32 protein-coding genes and 1 pseudogene are annotated in these 18,311 nt (G+C 43.5%); 17 read left to right on the forward strand and 16 right to left on the reverse strand.

From position 1 onward, the window contains the following. Positions 1-9: 9 nt before the first annotated feature. The 6 genes and pseudogenes from B1L02_RS12065 to B1L02_RS25110 form a co-directional block, all read left to right on the forward strand. Positions 10-717, forward strand: a complete 708-nt coding sequence (locus B1L02_RS12065) for a spondin domain-containing protein (RefSeq protein ID WP_088531209.1) — start codon at positions 10-12, stop codon at positions 715-717. 52 nt (positions 718-769) lie between these two features. After that, the gene (locus B1L02_RS12070; RefSeq protein WP_088531210.1) at positions 770-1,501 is read left to right on the forward strand and encodes a response regulator transcription factor; all 732 of its coding nucleotides are present in this window, start codon (positions 770-772) and stop codon (positions 1,499-1,501) included. Next, positions 1,498-2,955 carry a sensor histidine kinase gene (locus B1L02_RS12075; RefSeq protein WP_088531211.1) on the forward strand — a complete coding sequence of 486 codons (1,458 nt, stop codon included), beginning with the start codon at positions 1,498-1,500 and terminating at the stop codon, positions 2,953-2,955. The genes B1L02_RS12070 and B1L02_RS12075 overlap by 4 nt, the downstream gene beginning before the upstream one ends. 443 nt (positions 2,956-3,398) lie before the next feature. Further along, positions 3,399-3,632 carry a helix-turn-helix domain-containing protein gene (locus B1L02_RS12080; protein ID WP_088531212.1) on the forward strand — a complete coding sequence of 78 codons (234 nt, stop codon included), beginning with the start codon at positions 3,399-3,401 and terminating at the stop codon, positions 3,630-3,632. 33 nt (positions 3,633-3,665) lie between these two features. Beyond that, positions 3,666-3,914, forward strand: coding sequence for a helix-turn-helix domain-containing protein (locus tag B1L02_RS12085; RefSeq protein ID WP_157757235.1), 249 nt, complete (start codon positions 3,666-3,668; stop codon positions 3,912-3,914). Positions 3,915-4,037: 123 nt separating this feature from the next. Further along, positions 4,038-4,313: pseudogene (locus tag B1L02_RS25110) on the forward strand (hypothetical protein); the annotation flags it as partial. Positions 4,314-4,391: 78 nt separating this feature from the next. Here the strand turns inward: B1L02_RS25110 and B1L02_RS12095 are convergent. From B1L02_RS12095 to B1L02_RS12150, 13 genes are read right to left on the reverse strand one after another with little or no spacing between them, the layout of a single operon-like run. Further along, positions 4,392-4,583, reverse strand: coding sequence for a hypothetical protein (locus B1L02_RS12095; protein ID WP_088531215.1), 192 nt, complete (start codon positions 4,581-4,583; stop codon positions 4,392-4,394). Next, complete coding sequence (locus B1L02_RS12100; protein ID WP_088531216.1) at positions 4,573-4,818, reverse strand: hypothetical protein; 246 nt, start codon at positions 4,816-4,818, stop codon at positions 4,573-4,575. Before B1L02_RS12100 ends, B1L02_RS12095 begins: the two co-directional genes overlap by 11 nt. Continuing rightward, a complete protein-coding gene (locus B1L02_RS12105) occupies positions 4,812-5,201 on the reverse strand; it encodes a Mor transcription activator family protein (protein WP_088531217.1) in 390 nt (129 codons plus the stop codon). The genes B1L02_RS12100 and B1L02_RS12105 overlap by 7 nt, the downstream gene beginning before the upstream one ends. After that, a complete protein-coding gene (locus B1L02_RS12110) occupies positions 5,194-5,667 on the reverse strand; it encodes a gp16 family protein (protein WP_088531218.1) in 474 nt (157 codons plus the stop codon). Before B1L02_RS12110 ends, B1L02_RS12105 begins: the two co-directional genes overlap by 8 nt. A gap of 10 nt (positions 5,668-5,677) precedes the next feature. After that, positions 5,678-6,307, reverse strand: coding sequence for a DUF3164 family protein (locus B1L02_RS12115; RefSeq protein WP_088531219.1), 630 nt, complete (start codon positions 6,305-6,307; stop codon positions 5,678-5,680). Between the two features lie 12 nt (positions 6,308-6,319). Beyond that, complete coding sequence (locus B1L02_RS12120) at positions 6,320-6,637, reverse strand: hypothetical protein (RefSeq protein ID WP_088531220.1); 318 nt, start codon at positions 6,635-6,637, stop codon at positions 6,320-6,322. Positions 6,638-6,639: 2 nt separating this feature from the next. After that, a complete protein-coding gene (locus B1L02_RS12125) occupies positions 6,640-7,788 on the reverse strand; it encodes an ExeA family protein (RefSeq protein ID WP_088531221.1) in 1,149 nt (382 codons plus the stop codon). A 3-nt stretch (positions 7,789-7,791) separates the two neighbouring features. Beyond that, the gene (locus B1L02_RS12130; RefSeq protein WP_088531222.1) at positions 7,792-9,573 is read right to left on the reverse strand and encodes a DDE-type integrase/transposase/recombinase; all 1,782 of its coding nucleotides are present in this window, start codon (positions 9,571-9,573) and stop codon (positions 7,792-7,794) included. After that, positions 9,570-10,490, reverse strand: a complete 921-nt coding sequence (locus B1L02_RS12135) for a hypothetical protein (protein WP_088531223.1) — start codon at positions 10,488-10,490, stop codon at positions 9,570-9,572. The genes B1L02_RS12130 and B1L02_RS12135 overlap by 4 nt, the downstream gene beginning before the upstream one ends. Positions 10,491-10,492: 2 nt before the next feature. Beyond that, positions 10,493-10,798, reverse strand: coding sequence for a MarR family transcriptional regulator (locus B1L02_RS12140; RefSeq protein ID WP_088531224.1), 306 nt, complete (start codon positions 10,796-10,798; stop codon positions 10,493-10,495). Further along, the gene (locus tag B1L02_RS12145) at positions 10,795-11,061 is read right to left on the reverse strand and encodes a hypothetical protein (RefSeq protein ID WP_088531225.1); all 267 of its coding nucleotides are present in this window, start codon (positions 11,059-11,061) and stop codon (positions 10,795-10,797) included. The genes B1L02_RS12140 and B1L02_RS12145 overlap by 4 nt, the downstream gene beginning before the upstream one ends. Continuing rightward, a complete protein-coding gene (locus B1L02_RS23760; protein WP_157757237.1) occupies positions 11,058-11,213 on the reverse strand; it encodes a hypothetical protein in 156 nt (51 codons plus the stop codon). Before B1L02_RS23760 ends, B1L02_RS12145 begins: the two co-directional genes overlap by 4 nt. Positions 11,214-11,224: 11 nt before the next feature. Next, positions 11,225-11,704 (reverse strand): hypothetical protein, encoded by a 480-nt coding sequence (locus tag B1L02_RS12150; RefSeq protein WP_088531226.1) that lies wholly within the window; start codon positions 11,702-11,704, stop codon positions 11,225-11,227. A gap of 127 nt (positions 11,705-11,831) precedes the next feature. Here B1L02_RS12150 and B1L02_RS12155 point away from each other — a divergent pair, with 127 nt between their 5' ends. After that, positions 11,832-12,149: a hypothetical protein gene (locus B1L02_RS12155; protein WP_088531227.1), complete on the forward strand. Its 318-nt coding sequence runs from the start codon at positions 11,832-11,834 to the stop codon at positions 12,147-12,149. Here the strand turns inward: B1L02_RS12155 and B1L02_RS12160 are convergent. After that, complete coding sequence (locus B1L02_RS12160) at positions 12,128-12,391, reverse strand: helix-turn-helix domain-containing protein (RefSeq protein ID WP_088531228.1); 264 nt, start codon at positions 12,389-12,391, stop codon at positions 12,128-12,130. The two genes, B1L02_RS12155 and B1L02_RS12160, sit on opposite strands and share 22 nt — an antisense overlap. A 124-nt stretch (positions 12,392-12,515) precedes the next feature. Here B1L02_RS12160 and B1L02_RS12165 point away from each other — a divergent pair, with 124 nt between their 5' ends. Then, entirely contained in the window at positions 12,516-12,923 is a 408-nt protein-coding gene (locus tag B1L02_RS12165; RefSeq protein ID WP_088531229.1) for a helix-turn-helix domain-containing protein, read from the forward strand. A 4-nt stretch (positions 12,924-12,927) separates the two neighbouring features. On the opposite strand, the gene B1L02_RS12170 is transcribed toward B1L02_RS12165, so the two are convergent. Together B1L02_RS12170 and B1L02_RS23765 are read right to left on the reverse strand one after the other, a co-directional pair. Continuing rightward, entirely contained in the window at positions 12,928-13,236 is a 309-nt protein-coding gene (locus tag B1L02_RS12170; RefSeq protein WP_088531230.1) for a hypothetical protein, read from the reverse strand. Between the two features lie 519 nt (positions 13,237-13,755). Then, positions 13,756-13,926, reverse strand: coding sequence for a hypothetical protein (locus tag B1L02_RS23765; protein WP_157757238.1), 171 nt, complete (start codon positions 13,924-13,926; stop codon positions 13,756-13,758). Between the two features lie 491 nt (positions 13,927-14,417). Between B1L02_RS23765 and B1L02_RS12180 the strand changes: the two genes are divergently transcribed. From B1L02_RS12180 to B1L02_RS12220, 9 genes are all read left to right on the forward strand, one after another. After that, complete coding sequence (locus B1L02_RS12180; protein ID WP_088531232.1) at positions 14,418-15,410, forward strand: hypothetical protein; 993 nt, start codon at positions 14,418-14,420, stop codon at positions 15,408-15,410. Next, positions 15,407-15,901 carry a hypothetical protein gene (locus B1L02_RS12185; RefSeq protein WP_088531233.1) on the forward strand — a complete coding sequence of 165 codons (495 nt, stop codon included), beginning with the start codon at positions 15,407-15,409 and terminating at the stop codon, positions 15,899-15,901. Before B1L02_RS12180 ends, B1L02_RS12185 begins: the two co-directional genes overlap by 4 nt. A 75-nt stretch (positions 15,902-15,976) precedes the next feature. Continuing rightward, entirely contained in the window at positions 15,977-16,564 is a 588-nt protein-coding gene (locus tag B1L02_RS12190; protein WP_088531234.1) for a glycosyl hydrolase 108 family protein, read from the forward strand. Beyond that, on the forward strand, positions 16,557-16,817 hold the full coding sequence (locus B1L02_RS12195) for a hypothetical protein (RefSeq protein WP_088531235.1): 261 nt from the start codon (positions 16,557-16,559) through the stop codon (positions 16,815-16,817). Before B1L02_RS12190 ends, B1L02_RS12195 begins: the two co-directional genes overlap by 8 nt. After that, positions 16,810-17,259 (forward strand): 3TM-type holin, encoded by a 450-nt coding sequence (locus B1L02_RS12200; protein ID WP_088531236.1) that lies wholly within the window; start codon positions 16,810-16,812, stop codon positions 17,257-17,259. The genes B1L02_RS12195 and B1L02_RS12200 overlap by 8 nt, the downstream gene beginning before the upstream one ends. Next, the gene (locus B1L02_RS12205; RefSeq protein ID WP_088531237.1) at positions 17,246-17,470 is read left to right on the forward strand and encodes a TraR/DksA C4-type zinc finger protein; all 225 of its coding nucleotides are present in this window, start codon (positions 17,246-17,248) and stop codon (positions 17,468-17,470) included. The genes B1L02_RS12200 and B1L02_RS12205 overlap by 14 nt, the downstream gene beginning before the upstream one ends. Next, positions 17,467-17,784: a DUF2730 family protein gene (locus B1L02_RS12210; protein WP_223192021.1), complete on the forward strand. Its 318-nt coding sequence runs from the start codon at positions 17,467-17,469 to the stop codon at positions 17,782-17,784. Before B1L02_RS12205 ends, B1L02_RS12210 begins: the two co-directional genes overlap by 4 nt. Further along, positions 17,771-18,022: a hypothetical protein gene (locus B1L02_RS12215; RefSeq protein ID WP_088531239.1), complete on the forward strand. Its 252-nt coding sequence runs from the start codon at positions 17,771-17,773 to the stop codon at positions 18,020-18,022. Before B1L02_RS12210 ends, B1L02_RS12215 begins: the two co-directional genes overlap by 14 nt. After that, positions 18,009-18,311 carry a hypothetical protein gene (locus B1L02_RS12220; protein ID WP_010604410.1) on the forward strand — a complete coding sequence of 101 codons (303 nt, stop codon included), beginning with the start codon at positions 18,009-18,011 and terminating at the stop codon, positions 18,309-18,311. The genes B1L02_RS12215 and B1L02_RS12220 overlap by 14 nt, the downstream gene beginning before the upstream one ends.

Consider the following 18,311-nt stretch of genomic DNA (forward strand, 5'->3'; position numbering starts at 1 on the left):
GGGGGAGCTATGAAAGCAAAATTAGCACTAATTGCCGCGTCTGCACTCCTGCTTAGTGCATGTGGAGACAATGACAACAATATGGTGATGCCTGAGCCTCCCGTTGCACCAGAGCCAGTTGAGTATGAGTTTGCCATCACCATCACCAACCTTACACATGCACAGCCTATGTCACCAATTGCGGTGCTGCTTCATCAGTCTGGTCATTACTTTACTGTCGGCATGCCAGCAAGTGAAGCACTAGAGCAACTTGCTGAAGGCGGAAATAACAGTGACATTATAGCCGACGAACTGACACAAGCATCCATCTCAACGGATGGACCTTTAGGCCCTGGTGCGACAACCAACCTTGCCATCAAAGCCACAGATCTATCTGAGCTTAAATTATCTCTTTTAACCATGATGGTGAATACCAATGATGGATTCTCCGGTCTAAATGCTATAGACGTCTCTGCGCTGCCCGTAGGCGAGATGCAAATGTATCGAACGCTTGCCTACGATGCCGGTACTGAGCTGAATAGCGAAGCCACTGGAACCATACCCGGCCCTGCAGATAGTGGCGAGGGCTTTAACGCAGAGCGCAACGATAATCACAATGTAGTGACGATGCACAGTGGTGTGGTTGGTAGTGATGATGGACTCCAAAGTTCAACCCTCACTAGTATCCATAAATTTGATAACCCGCTGCTTGCAGTCACTATCGAGAGAGTTAAATAGCCTATGCGCAAACGCCTGCCATAGGCGTTTGCGCTTTCATAAAGGGCTATTTATGTTAGAAAACGTGTTGCTAGTTGAAGATGACTTAGACATAGCGAGATTACTCCAAGTGCATTTAGAGGAGTTAGCTCTAGAGGTAACGCATGTTGCCGACGGCAGCCAAGTATTGTCGGTTGCTAAAACGAACGATTTTGCCGTGATCTTACTGGATTTAATGCTACCTAATATGGATGGACTAACTCTTTGTCGAGAACTTAAGGCGCTTTACCCTATGAGTAGTGTCATCATCGTCACCTCAAAAAGTAGCGATATCGATAGGATCATTGGACTTGAAGTTGGTGCGGACGACTATATATGCAAGCCTTTTAATACGAGAGAATTGCAAGCAAGAGTGAAAGCGCAGCTACGCCATGTCAGGCAACTTAAGCAACCAATGCAGACTGAAAATGCGGACTTCCCAAGCGATAAAATTGCAGTTGGGAGCCTAGTTATCGATACCTGTTGTCATGAAATTTCGTTGGCTAATGTTAGATTAGACCTTACCGCAACCGAATTTGAGCTGCTGCAGTTCTTTGCTAAACACCCAAATCACGTATTTTCTCGAACCCAGCTATTAGAATCAGTATGGGGCTACCAACACTCAGGATACGAGCATACCGTTAACTCCCATATTAATCGTCTGAGGGCAAAGCTTGAAACTATATCAAATAATACGGTGATCGAAACGGTATGGGGCGTTGGTTACAAATTAAATTCAGCCTCTCTTAGCGGGCAAAGCGTATGAAGCTTTCACTTTACAAAAAACTCGCACTGACCTTATTTGTCACTTTCGTTGTCATTGCAGCAATTTTTGTGTGGTGGGCTCAAGCGCTATCTCAAGTCTCCAAATCTCAAGCAGAACAACAATTACACCTCGCACTTGCGACTCATCTTGTTGACGATAACCCCTTGATAAAAGAGGGAGTGTACGACTATGATGGTTTGAGTAATCTATTTCACACCTTGATGATCTTAGGCCCCTCATTCGAATTTTATTTTGTCTCTCCTGAAGGTAAGCTATTAACTTACTCTGCAACCCCTGGAGAGGTTAAACGTCAGCAAGTTGATGTTATCCCGTTAAAAAAGCTCCTAAAGAGCGATAGCCAACTTCCTGTATTTGGTGATGATCCGAGAAGCGTTAATGGCAGTAAAATTTTCTCAGTGGCTCCTGTATTTAATCAAGATATTTTGCAGGGTTATCTATATATCATCATCGGCTCGTCAAAGTACGATAGCATTATTGAGCAACTAAAAAATTCAGATAAGGTGATGCTTGGAGTAAGTTGGTTATTAGGCACATTGTTCTTTTTGCTGGTTGTCGTCCTGCTACTGCTTAATAAAATCACCAAGCCCGTATCCAGACTGACTCAATATATAGATCGAGTCAGCCAAAACCATTTTAATATTAGTCGTGATGCCCAAATAAACTGGCCCGAAGAACATGATGAGATCCATCAGCTGGGTCGCAGCGTCAATGCTATGCTGGATAAAATTCAGCAACAATTAAGCATACTTAACCTCAAAGATGAACAACGTACAGAACTACTTTCGCAGCTAAGCCACGATCTCCGCACACCACTTGCTTCACTTAAAGGTTACATTGAACTGATAGAAAAACAAACGAGTGACAAAAATATCGTTTCGCACATAGAAATTGCCAGCAAAAATATAAATCAGCTCAATCATCTAATCGCACAAATTTTTGAACTCGCCCATCTAGAAGCAGGACATACCAAACTTCATATTGAGCCCTTTAATCTACTTGAACTCATGTATGACGTTGCGGCTAAATTTACATTGCAGGCTAAACAGCGCGGAATAACCATCTCAATAAGTCCAAAAGCAAGCGAAGTTTGTGTACACAGTGATATCGGGAAATTAGACAGGATCCTATCCAACCTCATCGATAACGCTATCAGACACACTCATGCTGGTGGTGAGGTACAGCTCTCATTACAGCAGCAACAAGATACTGCTTTAGTGAGCGTTAATGATACTGGGATTGGGATAAGCGCCACTGATCTTCCCTATATATTCGACGCTAGCTTTCAGGCTAGAAATAGCCTAAGTAACCGCAAACACAATGCAGGGCTTGGCCTTGCAATTACAAACGAGCTGATTAAATTATTAAAAGGAAACATTAGCGTATCAAGTAAGCTAAACCGAGGTTGTGAGTTTACAATTTCCTTACCGCTTTGATTTGCTATCTTTCTTTGCCTTGATGTTTGCGAGGACGTGACATCCAAAGTGCCACAACCTTTGATGCATAATCACCGTAAAGGATAAAGCAACGGCACAACCCGTCGCGTGCTAGGTGATAGTGTTCAAGAAGGCTCTGTGTATATACGTCACAGGGCGAGCCCCAGAGTTAGGGAGATGGAGGTTTAATCGCTTAAAAGCTTAACCGCAGCTCTTGTAATGGTGAAAACCCGATTCCCTTGATTATTGTAACAAGGGATCAAAAGACCTAAAGAAGATAACTAATTTAGGTCGTCATACACAAAACGAAAGTCGTCAATCTTTATATACGAACTTGGGTTAGAGCATCTAATAAACCAAGGTCTACTTGGTCTATATGTTTCATACCATTAAGTAGTGATTTGTGATCTAATTGTATTTATTTTCCAACCAACAAGTAAGCTTTGAATACTCATACTTCTGCCGAACTTTTCAAGTTCGCTAAATCAGAAAAATACGCGCGTAAAAAGATCCGTTATTTAGCGGTCGCGCACTACCGTGATAAACACAATAAAACGCAAATTGCTGCCATGCTACATGTCAGCAGAAGAATGATAAATGAGTGGATGAAGCGCTACCTTAACGAGGGGCTCACTGGCCTCGACCTTAAAAGCCTATCGGTAAACGTTGTTATCTAAACGATGCGCAGCAGACACAACTGTTCCAATATATTGAAAAATACAGTCGAAATAGACAACGGTTGTAGGCTGACAGGGTATCGTATAAAGCAATACATTGAAGATGGATTTAACGTCTCTTATCACCCGAATGCGATTTATAAATTATCGAAAAATTTAGGCTTTAGCTGGATAACCAGCCGCTCTCGCCACCCTAAACAGTCCGAGCAAGTTCAACAGGGCTTTAAAAAAACTGCAAATGGAATTGATCAAAACGATCCCGCTATTTATCAATCTGAATGACGCCGATATCTGGTTTCAAGACGAAGCCAGATTTGGCCAGCAAAACACCACGACACGCCTTTGGGCAAAAAAGGGAACTCGACCGAGGGCCGTCAAACAACAACCGTTTGATTATGCGGCGCTGTATGCCCTTCAACGGGGCATACTGAAGCACTCATCACACCATGGGTGAACATGAGTGTCATGAAACAGCATTTGCAGCAAATATCAGCGAAGACAGCAGCAGGCCGACATGCTGTTGTGTTAATGGACGGTGCTGGATGGCACCTAGCGTCACTGGTAACAGATATTGATAATGTCGCCATTATCAAGCTACCTCCCTATTCTGATCCAATGTACAAAAACTCTATAGCTAATTGTGCGAAAACTACGGGAATATGTGGGAGAGTTCGGGATTGAGTGAGAGCCTATTTTAAAATGAGTTTGATATTGTGAAAATCAGCGGCGCTCAAAAATTTGCGCCGCTTTTTTGTTTTGCTAATTGATAGACGGAACAGTTACCGCTTTTTGAGCCTCACCATTCTGTGCATACGCAGTTTGCGTTTCTTTACTTGTATCGATCATCACTTGCATTGCCTCCGCAACCTCTGCAAATGTCTCACAGCCACACTTTGATAAAAACGCTGCTATATAATGCGGGGCTAATTGTTCTGCTATATTACTCTTCATTTTCTTCCTCACTCATTAGCTCCCAAATCACTCTATATAAAGGTGGTGCTTCGGGTTCCATTGGCGGAATTGATGGGCCACCATTTCGGCCTATTCGTGATGCTTGCTGTGGTGTTTCCAATTGCTCTTCTATATATAGCCTTTTTCCAAACTCAAAACCAATTAATAGAAAGGTGAAGAGTGCTAGCAACAACAGCCATTTGTTTACTGTGATTTCATCTTCGGGTCTTAACATAACTCCGGCTCTCCATCATTAGCGCCTTTACCTTTGCTAGAATCAAACAAGTCGCCTTGGATTTCGGCCCGTTTTAGCTTTGTCATTGTACGAACAACGCTATAAACCCACTGCACCGAGCAATCATATTTCTTGCTCAACTCCACATGATTTTTGCCGTTAAACTCAGCCCATATCTGATTGCTTGTAAGGATCGCATCAAGCGAACGCCCTTTGCATACATAGACCAACTCACCACCAAATGTATGCCGGATTCTATCCACAACATCACGACCAAGCGCAATGGCTGATTCATCATCCAACTGAGCTTTAACGCCTTCAGTAACCAGCTCGAAAATAGTTAGCAACATGCCATCTGCTCTATGACTTGATGAGTTATCCATGCTCTACCTCCAATCGTTTACGCCATTGCTTCAACTGCTCAATAAGCGAGTGAAGCATACTAGGCTGAAGCCACTCTAAACGTTCAACGGCAACCCCTTTATTGAACCGCTTAGCTTGCCCCTTGGCCCAGCTTAATAACGCCTGTTCTGAACCGTCCCGCAATAAGCCAGCATGAGCCATTTCTATCCAAACTTGGCGCAGTTTATCCAGCGGGGTTTTATCCTTCGGCTCTTTGTCTCGGGTGATTGGTGAGTTACGGCCTTTGCCACTCTTTTTAACCTCGACTTTAAAGCCCTTGTCTTTCATATGATCCAAGACCTTTTTAAGCTCCCCTGCGTTCATATCTTTGCAGCTCTTTTTTTTAGTTAGGCCAGTTAATACTTGGCGATAAAGCTCGTCGTCCCAAGCAAGCTGGCCTTTAGCAATATGAATAAGTTGGATGTATCTAGATTTTGATAAATACATAATGCCACCTTTATAGAGACTTGCTTACCAATGGGATATGAACCCAGCTACCTAGCGCATTACGCTCATAAAAGCGCACGTACGTTTTGGTGCTGGACAAGATGATTGCATCATCAAGTGCCTGCATCGCGTTGGCCCAGTCTTCGCTATCGCTGGCTAGGCGGTATTTACGCAATGCCATGATCCGCGCTTTGTTGTAATTACCATCACTGTTTGTGCTAAACGCATCTTGTACAATTTGGCGCAGTAATTTGTCTTCGCCTAGTGTTTCCAGCTTTTCATTGATCACCTTGTCGATGAGTTCTTTTGCCACATTTATCTCAGGGCCAAACGTGATCTGATCAGCAACGCCAACCTCTACTTTGCGCTTGGCATCATAGCTAGTTAACGTAACATTGCCTTTATTACCGCCTATCTCAACGTTATAGCTTGCAAACAAATCCGCTATAAATGTGTTCACACTCTTAAACACTTTGCGCTTAAATTCGTCATGCAACTCGGATAGCGCCTTAGCCTCATCAACAAACCCGTTAACCAGATCATGCTTTTGAATGTCGTGGGCTGCAATTTTGTCTAGTGGTACTTGATAGCCGCGCGGGTTTGCTAAAAATGTGCGTGCTGTATTGTCTTGTGTATTCATGATGATCCCTTACTACCGTGGTTGAATAGATTGAAATTTGTGAAAGCGTTGGCCTTGGCATTTGGGGCAAACGCTCACGCCTTCCCCAACCCAACCGCAATGCGTGGTTAAACACCGAATACCCGTAGGCTCAACTGTTTCTATCAGCTCTCGCTTACCAAAAACGTTGTCCCAAGCCTTCACTGGTGCATTTACCGCACTGGCTAACAGGTGTTGCATTGCGCCATCATCAGCTAAAAGTGCCTTTGATTGCTCTTGTGAAACCGTTACTGTTTTAGTCACTTGAACCAACGCCATACCCGTTAATTGAATTTCTACCTGTTGACTCATGGCTATACCCTCAACATAAATTTTTCGTCGATGAAATCCACTTTGATCGTGGCTGCCAAGTTCATCGCTTTTGCCATCCATACCTGCATTTCCATAGGGTAGGATTTGTCTAATTGCTCAGGGTCGTATGACAAGCCTTTCTCAATTTTGCCGATACACTTACCTTTAACCGCTGACAAAGCATCATCAGAAAAGTACTTTGAGACATCTAGCCCAACACACTTAAACTTATGCCGAATGTAATCGACCGCATTTGTTCCCAACGGTTGCATATAGATTCTATGGCTTCGCCACGTAAACTCTCGTAGCTTCGGTTGGTCTAACTGTGCATCCAGTTCTGGTTGTCCAAATAGAGCGATCCCAATGACTCGCTGAAACCCCGACTCAACCTCCCAGATACATTTCAAGTGTCGGATCATGTCATCTGTGAGATCCTGAGCTTGGTCAATAATCAAAATGTGTTTGTTGCCACTATTGCAGCTTTCAATCAGCCCTCTCTTTACCTCATTATCTAGCTTTTCCCCACGGGCTGAGCACTGGATACCCAGTTCACGGCCGATTGCCATAGAGATCCCATCTGCCGTGAGTTTCTTACGGTCAAAACGTGCAGGTTCTATTACCATGATATTTTCGTGATCTTCTTTGATTTTGGTAACAAATGCTCGGCGTAGTGTTGACTTACCGCTGCCACATTCTCCTGTGACCGCAACCATCGAACTAGCTTCAGCGACAGCGAGTAATTCTTCCAACTGCTGAATATGCGAATCCAACAAAAACAGTTCATCCCATGATCTCGGGTCGTCAAATGGGTTTCGCCTAACCTTAAAGTGACTCATTGCCGAAGGTGTTAACTGGGGGGACTTTTTCTTGGACATCTCATCTTCCTCATCGTCTTCTAGTTGCTCTGGCTCATCCCATCCAAACAAATCAGATAGTTGCTCGTCAGTTGCGCCATACGCCCGTAAATACTCTGTTATATGTTGTTCAATTTCAGGCCGTTTACAGTGTTTTGGCCATTCGTTTTGTGTTTTTAAGCGGCTAAGGCTGGTTGTACTAAATTTGATACCTTTGGCCGCTAATGCGCGAACTACTTGCGCTTGCTTTATACTCAGCACATCAAATACAACGCTGAGTTTTGTTTGTTTTTCCAAGGCTTATCTCGCCATTTTTAACACTGGGGTCTCCGCTATCCCGTTGTGCAATTGTTCAACGACTACATCAACTTCCGTTTCAACAACTTCTTGCTGCTTTAACCAATCAACTTCATTTGGGCGCAGGTTTCTACCTAACCGTTCAGCAATAATGATCCTCAGATCTAAATCATCCAGCACCTTGCCTTTGCGCTTGGGCGCTTCGCTGATTTGTTTCGCAATCGCGTGGTCTGGCTCAATAGTTTCTCCCTTAGGCGCAATACGGGTGTCATGCTCAACATTTTTGAGGTGTGTGTGAGCGACCAAAGCGCCTCCAAATGGAGCTAGCTTTTTCTTCTTAGCCTGCTTGATTTCTGCATCACTGAGATTTTCAAAAGCTAGCCTGTCCGCTGCTTTAGCTGCGCTTTGAGTCGCCGTGTCTTTGTTTTGGATGTGTTCTTCACCAATTACAGGGGCATCTAACCTAAAGCCATCTTCACCAACATCTGCTGGTTGAACTTGGTGATACACCACTTCATCAAGGGGGGTTGTAACACCTACTAATAAATCCGGCGTACCACCCACAATAATTGGACTAACCGAAACCGTGATCCCGTTACGTACATGCTCCAGTTCACCAACGTCATAGCGGTGTTGCTGCTTGGTACGTGGATGAACATAAGTGATTTCCAGATCACCGTTCACCTTTCGAGTTTCACCTGTTTTGGTCAGTAGTAACCTGCAAACTTGCTCATCTGGCAGCATGCGCAGGTAGTCGCGGTTTTGTGGTTGGTAAATGGTTAGCCACACATCTGAACGTGCTTGTTTGTGCCGACTATGCTTGCAGTTCATGCCAGGTATTTTGTTGGCGTTAAATGCCTCTTGCCATGCCCATACCGACTCGTTCAGCTCATCAACACTGCTAACCGGTTCAAACAAAATGCGGCTTTCAAATTGTTTTTCAACAATGTTGTTTGCCACTTCCACAGCCCCTTTAGCACGTGGGTTTCCAGCCTCATGAGGTATGTTCTTAACTTTGAGTGCATCTAATACATTGGTAATTGCTTTACCTGTGTTAGCACTGCCTTTATCCCACAACAAAATTTGTGGCACGCCCATAAATGGCGAGCCTTCGTGTTGCTTCCAACACCACATTAAAAAGTCGAACATGTTGGCTTGTGTTTCACCCGCTGACTCGTAATAACGCACGCGGATCATGCCGCTGTTGTGGTCAACCAATACATAACGCCACACTCGCAAGTGCTTTATGCGCTCTAAGTTCTCTGGCTTGTTTGCGTAAAACTCAGAGTCATTCGCGTAGCGCTGCACTTTGCCTTTTTTACCTGGCGGGTAATAAAGTAAGCAGTAAGACGGGTCTACTTGATGTACATGATTAGGCGCTAAACTGCGCATTTGAACATGCGGTGTTGCTCTGTCTAACGCGCTAACTGAGGCATTACGTTTAGCTAGTACACGGCTGATCTGGCTGGTGCTTAAACAGGCATAGCCATTAGCAACCAAGATTGATTTAGCCGTGGTAACATCCATGATCCGCTTACCATTATCACGTACCCCTTGGTTTAAAATGGCCACCAGCATATTCAAGGCTTCATCGTCCATCGCTGTTGTGCCTGCATCACTGCGTTTAGCCTTACCACTTTGCCAACCTAGCTTTTTGAGTTTGCGATATAGCGCGTCTTTGCTTAGGCCCAGTGTTTCACATGCCTTTTCGCGGATTGTGCCTTTTTGGCCGTGGCCTGCGTTGTCTAGCTGCTCTGCCCAGTACTCTAGAGATAATGCGTTCATTCCATCACCTCCGTACCTTCAAAGCCCATTTCGGCCAGCCACTCACCACTGGGGCGCGCATCGTCTAAGTCGCCATAGGTGCGGTGTATCTCGTTCCACACATGCGCGAGTTGAGTTAGTAAAATTTTGCTGTCGGCGTAAAACGCGGATTTAGCGGCATCGTAGGTTTTATCATCAATCTTTACCGTCTCAAGCTGCTCACTGAGCACCAGCATCTGGTTAAACCCTTCACGCACTTGGTTTTGGGTTTTAGCCAGCGCTTCAAAAAAGCTTTTGGCTTCGCCTTTCCATTTCTCGGCACTAAACTTTTTGCTTTCTAAATCAGCGGTGAGTTGAATAATCTTGCAGTCCTTTTCAGACGCAGAGTTACGCGATGCTTTGAGCATGCGCTCGGTTGCGTCCAGTTCCTGTGCTAACTTGTCTTTCTCCTTTGAATGCTTAGCCTTTAATTCGTCGATTAACTCTTTTACAGCTTCAGTATCACCTGTTTCAACAGCCTCTGATTCAATAACCAGCGCTTGTTCATCTTCAGGTAATTGACGTAAAGCTCGTAAGTCCCGATAACCAAGCTTCATTTGTTGCGCAGCTTCGAAGAACTCTTCACCAAACTGCTGAAGGTTTACTAGTCTGCGGTCCAAGTTTTGACAATCAGTTTTTAAAATATGTTTGCAGCATTGTTCCCAAGTCGTCAAAGTGACGACTTTTCCTTTATCATCTTGATACGTTAACCCTTTGTAGCTCTTGGTTTCTTTAATTTGCAGAGCTAGCTTCAATTCCGTCACTGTGACGAGTTTTCCCATAAAGCTGAATGCTTGAATTTGACCTAGTTGCAGCAGCGCATCTTGCTTTGAAGCAAGCAAGTCTTTCCCGTCAACTAGGGCTTTCTCAACCGTCGGTGTTATATCTTTCTCGCTCATAACTACCTCAAAATACTGTAGTTGTTGTACTCTTGCTGTAAGTTGCGCAGTACGTTTTTCATGTTGTGGTCTACCGTGTTACTCAGCTGCACTGGCTTTTTATGTAAACGCCAGCGCTTTTCATTTCCCGGTAGACGCTCAGCCCATCCCGCATGTGCCAAATTTGCCAATATGCGCGTTACATCTGCTGGACTAGTGTCTAACTCCTGGGCCAGCTGCTTTGGCTCAACACCATCCAGCTCTTTACCCGCCATCAACTCAACCGCTGCCAGTACACGTTGCACTTGTGCTGATATGTATTGGCTCATGCTGACACTCTCTTAATGGGCTTCATTGGTTTTCTAACTGGGTTGTTAAAATCACTCACGCAACTAGGGCACACAACGTCGATATCAAACGCCTCACTTTGAACATGACGCCATCCAATGTGATTTGCAGCTTGCAGCCATGCGCTTTTAGTTACTGCCTGCTTTGCTTGCTCAATTCGTTTACAACAATTGCACTGAATTAAAGGGCGGTTGTTGTGTACGCTTATATGCTCAGCGCTAACGGGTTTGGTTAATAAGCTCATGCGTTCTCTCCTTGTGGTTTTCCGTGTGCCAGTGCTTTTAGCTGCTCCATACTCATTAGCAGCACAGTTTTACCTGCATGCTTACCAATACAAATGCTTGTATTTTGCTCTGGTTGGCGTTTTTTAGGCGCAACTTGGTCTTTGATAGTCATACTATTTGCTCCTAAATCAGGTTTTGTTGTGGGTCGTCGAGCCGTTCAGCTTCGAGCTTGTGATAGGCAAGGTCCTGCATTAGCAGAACAATTTGGTCGGCTACGTGCTGGGCGTTACCGTTGCCTTCTTCTAGTTGCATCACCATGCCAATTACTTGGTTTGCAAACTGATTCAGGTGGTTAATGGTGGGCATGCTAGGCTTTTTACCTTTGGGCATATCAACAATAAGTTTGTCTAAACTATGCGCCATATATTGGAGTGGGTACTCTCTACCCGTTGCTGCCATGTATGGTATTAGCAGGCTTGCTGGCATATCGCCATTACCAAGATGTTTATAGAGCATATCGTTACTAACCCCCGTTCTATCAGCAATGCGTGGCACGCTCATATTGCGTGTTGCTTGTGCATGCTCTTTACAAAGTTGTAGAGACTCTTGAAGGCTACGAGCGACAACTCGATTCCATTGGCGGCGTTTTGTTTTAGTAGTCATAGCAACCTCCTTTTTGCAAGCGAGGTGCAGCAAATAGTCCATTCCAAAAAGAAAGAATTTTTGGAACTTCCAAATAGAGGATCTTACTGGCTAGAATTTGATCACCACGTAAACGGGAGATCAAACCATGCAAACCGAATTTGCTACTTACCAATTTAATAACTTGCTTGAATGGCTGTGTATTAACGACAAGCCTAACTATGCTCTGTATCAGGCTAGTGCGCGAGAAATACGCCAGCTTATTGTTGAACTTGGCAGCTATACGCATATTGAGCGCAGAGTGGTGGTTAATCGACTGTACCAACAACAAAACACGGCTTTGTTGGCGCTGATAGCATTGTGCTATGTACGGGCTAATTATGTGCATTGTGTGGCTCCTGTAAGTTCGGTAACTCAGTTATTAGTAAAGTGGTTACTTAGCCCTTACGAAGCCAAAAGCTGTTGAAGCTGGTTAACGCCTTGCTCTCTGTTAATCAGCCCTCTTGGCGGGCTTACTGTAACGTTGGGGAAAACATCACAGGTCTCTTTACCTATGATCTTGGCAATAGCATTTGCGACCTTTTGAGACTTAGTGTGCCCACAAACGACACCTGAAACAGTTGCGAGGCTAACACCCAGTGCATCAGCAACCATAGAAAGCGAATAGCCTTCGTTTGCAATAGCTTGTTTAATTTCGGAGGATTTCATAGTACATTACCTTTTTGAGTAAACCTTTTACCTGAACTTTGGCGAGTGAAAATAAAAGGTTTGGTTAATTGTTAGGCTAATTATAGGGTTCACATGTGAACCCTGTCAACATGAATTCCCATATATGAACCATAAATTAATTGAAGAACGAGAGAGACTAGGCCTCCAACAAAAGCAAGTCTATGATTCTATTCAAGTTGGTAAGTCCACCTATTACAGGTGGGAAAGTGGTACCCCAATACCTTCAGACAAGTTAACTGAACTAGCGAAGTTAGGATTTGATGTTGGCTATCTAGTAACAGGCAAACGTACTCAGATCCAGGAAGATGGAGTTGTTTGCTTTAGCAAGCAAAATATTCAAGAGGCTCTGACTGCGTTTTTATACAATACGGCTGAGTTAGGCTTGCTGACGAAGTCACCAGATGCGAAAGTTGAATCTTTGGTAAATATGGCAATGTTTAGTTTGTTTCGAGAGATTGGAGAGGTGTATCAGCCAGAGGTAATAGAATCAAAAAGTAGAAGCTCAAAGTAACCCTCTACTTTTTTTTGCTGAACTCAATAAGGTTTGATGGTTTTGTATTTTTATAACTCGACTCACAAAGAATGTTGAAGGCATCAGCCTCATCTTTCCACTCAACCAACGCCATATATTTTGTAAATTGGTCGTTCATGCTGTCAATATCTCTTCTTTGTCTAAGTAGCACATAAGCTTTGGTTCCCAGTCTATCATCCTGAAAAGCATCACTGTTCACGTAGTCTTTTGGACCTCCTCGCAATTTAACAGAGGCCATCATAATTGTTATGCTCAATATTATTAAACCGGAAAAATATATAAGACTAAACATTTTGATTCCTTGGCTTGAGTTTATATTCCCATAGATAACCGACTAACGGTAAAGCGATCAACGAGCTTATCGCCAGATTCCCTGAATTAATTCCCAGTGTGTATAACGTGCTTAAATGGTGTGTGCCGAAAATTTCTAGCTCAAAGAATCGAGCTACTTGAAGGAAGCCCAACGCTGAATACGCAAACATAACACTCAGTGATGTGAAACCGATACAAGCTTTATGTCTAATATGAGCGTAGTAGATCACAAATATACACAAAACATCTAAAGTTGCCCAAGTACCGTACCAAAACACTAGATTGTCCCTCGATGCAGAGACAATCTCATTTAAATAGGGTTCAATCCTAAGGTTCAAGAATTGAGAAAGAACCCAGACTGCCGAAGCTATGTAATAAGAGCGAGAACCGATTTTCAAACAATACATCACCAATGGTGCAATTACTGAAATCAACCAAATCCATGTATTTATCTCATGTAGCTTGTTTAGGTAATCTGGGAACATGTTTACAACTCAACTTACTTCTTATTATCGCTTTTCAAACCTGCATAATATTGGACTTCTGGAGCTTCCACAGCTTTAGTCTTTGCACCAGGATCATTCCCGCTGCCATTACCACCAGTAATCAAAATCAACGTTCTTTTATTAAGAAGCTTGATAGTACTTTTGCTAGATTTTTTTATGTGCATTTTTAAAAACTCCTGTAGTTGGGAGCTATCAGCTTAACACTTTTTAAATGGATTTATTTTAAACTAGATTAAAAATGGGAACGGAGGGTTGGGCTCTCCTGCCACGTTACTACTGGTTACTCAATCCATTAACTCAACTATAACATTTGCCAAATGTTAGGCAAATAGTTTTGTGTTTATTTTCGGAATAATTTTACTCATTTGCGACAGAGCGCCCGTATTTAGCGTTATGATGCGATACTTTGGCAATGGACAACCCCCAGATTTTCGGATGGTTTAATCAACTTTGATTTAACAAAAACATTTGATTTAACCCAAAGATTCGCTAAATGTTTGGTTAAGTGTCTACTTTTAGTTGAAGTTTACATATATAAAAGTTTACATTTAATTAATTGTTGAAACAGTAAGCTTTAAATATGTGCAGGGAGAGTACATTTGACTTGTCACCCTTTGTCTCTCATTGCCGCGAATGGATTAACCAAGGTAACACTATGACAGTATTGAACACTGAAACTAGAAGTAAAAAGCTCTATTACCGACGCGCCTCTTGGCAAGCTAAAACCAAAACATCTTTAGAAAAAATGATCATTGCTGCACATGAGCAGTTTCCAAGTTCCGGAGAGCGAACTTTTGCCAGAATTGGTGGTGAGGTTCAATGCTCATCTTCACAGGTGAAAGATGAACATAAGGGGATTTATTTACACATTACAAGCTACAAGCCAGGTGAGGAAGCCTCTATTTTAGACAATGACAAAACTAAATCTGAATGTGACACCGATATATATGCAGCACCAGAAGGAAAAGAATTCTTAGATGGAGATTTGTTTGCTTATATCCGTAATAACCATGTTTTATTTTGCTCTAGTAGCCTCAGAGAGGCTGGTCTTCAATATTATCTCCGGAAAATCCTTGCAAAATATGGGAAACCAGAAGTAGGACATACTCTGACCTTGGCAAGTATTGCTGATTCAAATAAGCTTAAAGTGATAAGAAAAGAAGGCGTAAAAGCCATTGATTTGAACATGTCACTGTATAATGCAAGTTTGTTAAGGCTTGAAGAAACAGATAAGAAGTCACATGGCTTAATGAACAAAGTATATGAAGAATTTAGTAGAGTATTTGCAGAAGATCCTGAAAACTCTGAAATGACAGAAATGGAAAACGTCGATGTTAGAGTCAGTTTAAGATTTGATGGAAAGAATGCACATCATAAGCGAAAAACTCCAGAATTTGGTGCTACAGGAAAGAAACACCTAAAATTAGCCGCTGAGAAAATAGTTCACGAATATGACCCAGAAAACGAAGTTGGCTTGGGCTTTGAAATCATAACGTATGGTGATACTAAGATTTCACCTCATGAAATCCAGATTTCATCACATGATAAAATTAGTAAGCAAGGTAAGTCAGTAACGAAAGTGGATGCATGGCAAAAGCTAAGAACGTATTATAATGACCTTAAGGACAAGGGGATCTTAAACCAGTGAAAAACAAGACCGATAGAGAAAAACTTAAACTAGCACTTTGCTTGGCATTGTGGGCTGGTCTGTTTTCTTATTTTGGTCAACCTTATATCCACAATAATCAAGATGCGGTAAATATCATTGTTACCGTATTTTCCATACTGGCAGGTTTTTTAATTGCCGTTATCACCCTGATTGGAGATCCTAAATCGCTCCCAGCAGGTGGTTGGCAAGTCGCCCAGTTAGGCAGTGTGTTGACATACAATCGTCTAGTCAGAAAGAAGTGGCTTTTCAAGCTTTATCTAATCACATTGTTTTTGATTTTTTGTGCAATCTTGATTAAAAAACCATGCCCTAAACTAGTGATTTGGTTTGAATATGTATATTTATATACAGGTTTCATTGCATCCGTACTTTCCTTCAAACTCCCAGCAGCACTGATGGAGCTACAAGAAGAACGCATTCAGAACGAAATTAATGAACGTAGGAAGAAAGAAGGAATCGAAGACGATTAAATTTATTAACCCAGTTTAAAATACACTCTCCAACGCTATTGGCACTCTATCAGCACAGCCTGATGGAGATGCCAAATGACCTTACCCAATCTTAACTACTTTAAACAACAGCCAGAGATCCGCGACGCTTTAGCACCGTTTTCTTTAAAGTTTGCTGATACCATTTTGCCTATTTTGTATTTAGAGGGCGGATTACGTGCAGATGGCGGTATCAACAATGTCGCGTCAGACCGAGGCGGACTAACTAAGTTTGGGATCAGTCAACGCGCCTATCCCAATCTCAATATAGCTGAACTCACATTAGCTCAAGCTGTTCGCTTGTATCACCGTGACTATTGGCGGCCAATGTATTGCGAGAGCATGAATACAGGCTCTGCGCTTATGTTTTTAGATGGCGCTGTTCAACACGGTGTGCCTGGCATGACTCAGCTCGTACAACGTTATGTAGGCGCTAAGCCAGATGGCCGCTTTGGCTCAAATACTCTCCAAGCTTGCCAAAGTACTTTACCCAACCAGCTCATTATTGGCTTGAGCCTGCGCCGCGCTCGTAAATACGCAAGGATCTGCGCCAACGACCACACACAAAAACCGAATCTTGAAGGTTGGTATAACCGCTTAGAGCACATCACCGAGCTTGCCACCGTGGGAGTCAATCATGGGTAGAAATTGGCAATGGAGCTACGCGCAAGGTCGAATTAAACGATTGAATGCTGAGGTTACTGCGAGACAAAGCAGCGAGCCGTTTGATGTCAACCAAATTCCATTGCATAGCTACGATGGCACGATGCAATCCAAATTCAAACGTGGTTGGCTGTCGATTTGTGAGACAGATATCCAGTGCCGACTAAACGGCCACAACACCTATCAACAAGTGCGGCAACGCCTCGCCAAACAATTTGGAGCGCGCCATGAGTGATTGGGTAGGACTAGGCACTGTGGTTGGCAATCTATTGGACGATGTTTTTACATCCGATGAAGAACGCCAGCAACTCGCCAACGAGCTTGCAAAAATCGACAACCAGCGCCATGCGCAGGTATTGGCCCTTGAGGGCAGAATTGTTGAGCTACAAGGGCAAGTGCTTGCAGCGCAATCTCAAATTATTACCGCTGAGGCCAAGGGCGAAAGCCGCCTGCAACGCTGCTGGCGACCTATCACCATGTTGACCTTTCTAGTGCTAATTGTACTGGACTCGTTCGGCCTGCTTACGTTTAGGCTCAGCGAACAGGCATGGGAACTATTGCAGCTTGGCATTGGTGGCTACGTGATTGGGCGCACCGTTGAGAAAGCCGCCCCAGGTGTAAAAAGCATGGCTGCTTCAGCCATTCAAAATCTAAGGAAACCTAATGGACGTAGTTGATCAAGCGCAGCGCTTGGCTGAGCAAGATTTAGAGCGCGCACTCAATAAAAACAAAGCCAATTTCGTTGGCCAAGATGTCGATTTTAATCACTGCTTGGAATGTGGCATTGAAATTCCAAAGGCGAGACGTGATGCAATTCATAGCTGTAAGCACTGTGTGGATTGCCAAGAGCTGTTAGAGCGACAAGCCAAACACTACAGGAAACCATGATGGAGTTTTTACTTGAATGGTGGAAGCAAATGCTAGCCGCTGGTGTGGTAATCGTTGGCGCAGGTTCTATTGCATGGCTAAGAGCCACATTTGTGAGTAGAAAAGCACATGATGCTTTAGAGCTGCGTGTCAGCGCGGTTGAGCAAACAGTTGCCGACTTGCCGAGCGCCGATGATTTACACGACCTAGACAAACGCTTGATTGAGGTGGGTGGCAAAATTGATGCGCTTTCGCCTCAGCTGGCCACCTTACAAAACACAACATCACTTTTAATGGAAAACGAACTCAGAGGTGCACGTAGTGGCGATAACTAACGATAACTGCTCTTGCGGTGCCAAAGTCGTTGTATTCACGGGCGATGATGTAAAGCACGCCTCATTTCTATGTGATGGTTTTCAAGTTATCTGTGCTGAAGATATGAATACCGACAAAGCTAACTACTACTCACTCTTTCGGTGCTCTGAGTGCGGTGAACCAACAGCTGAAGCTGTACCAACTGTAGTTAATTTTCTCCATCCAACTTTCATAGGAAAAAATCATGGCGATGCATGAAGTACAAGCTGAACACCAACGGATCAGTATTTTGATTGCGCTTAAAGAGTCTGCGGACTATGGCGCAAACACTAGCATGTTGCGAGATGTGCTGAAGCGCTACGGCCTCGGCTGTAGCCTCGACCAGCTTAAGACCCTGCTGAATTGGCTGGAACAAAACGGCTACGTTAAAAACGAGCGCCTCAGCGAGAATACATGGGTTGCACGTATTACGAGCGCTGGCATTGATGTGGCTGAAGGTACGAGCACAGTACCAGGCATTAAACGCCCAGCACCTCGGAGTTTATAG

It is taken from the genome of Pseudoalteromonas piscicida (assembly GCF_002208135.1).
Lineage (GTDB): Bacteria > Pseudomonadota > Gammaproteobacteria > Enterobacterales > Alteromonadaceae > Pseudoalteromonas > Pseudoalteromonas piscicida_A.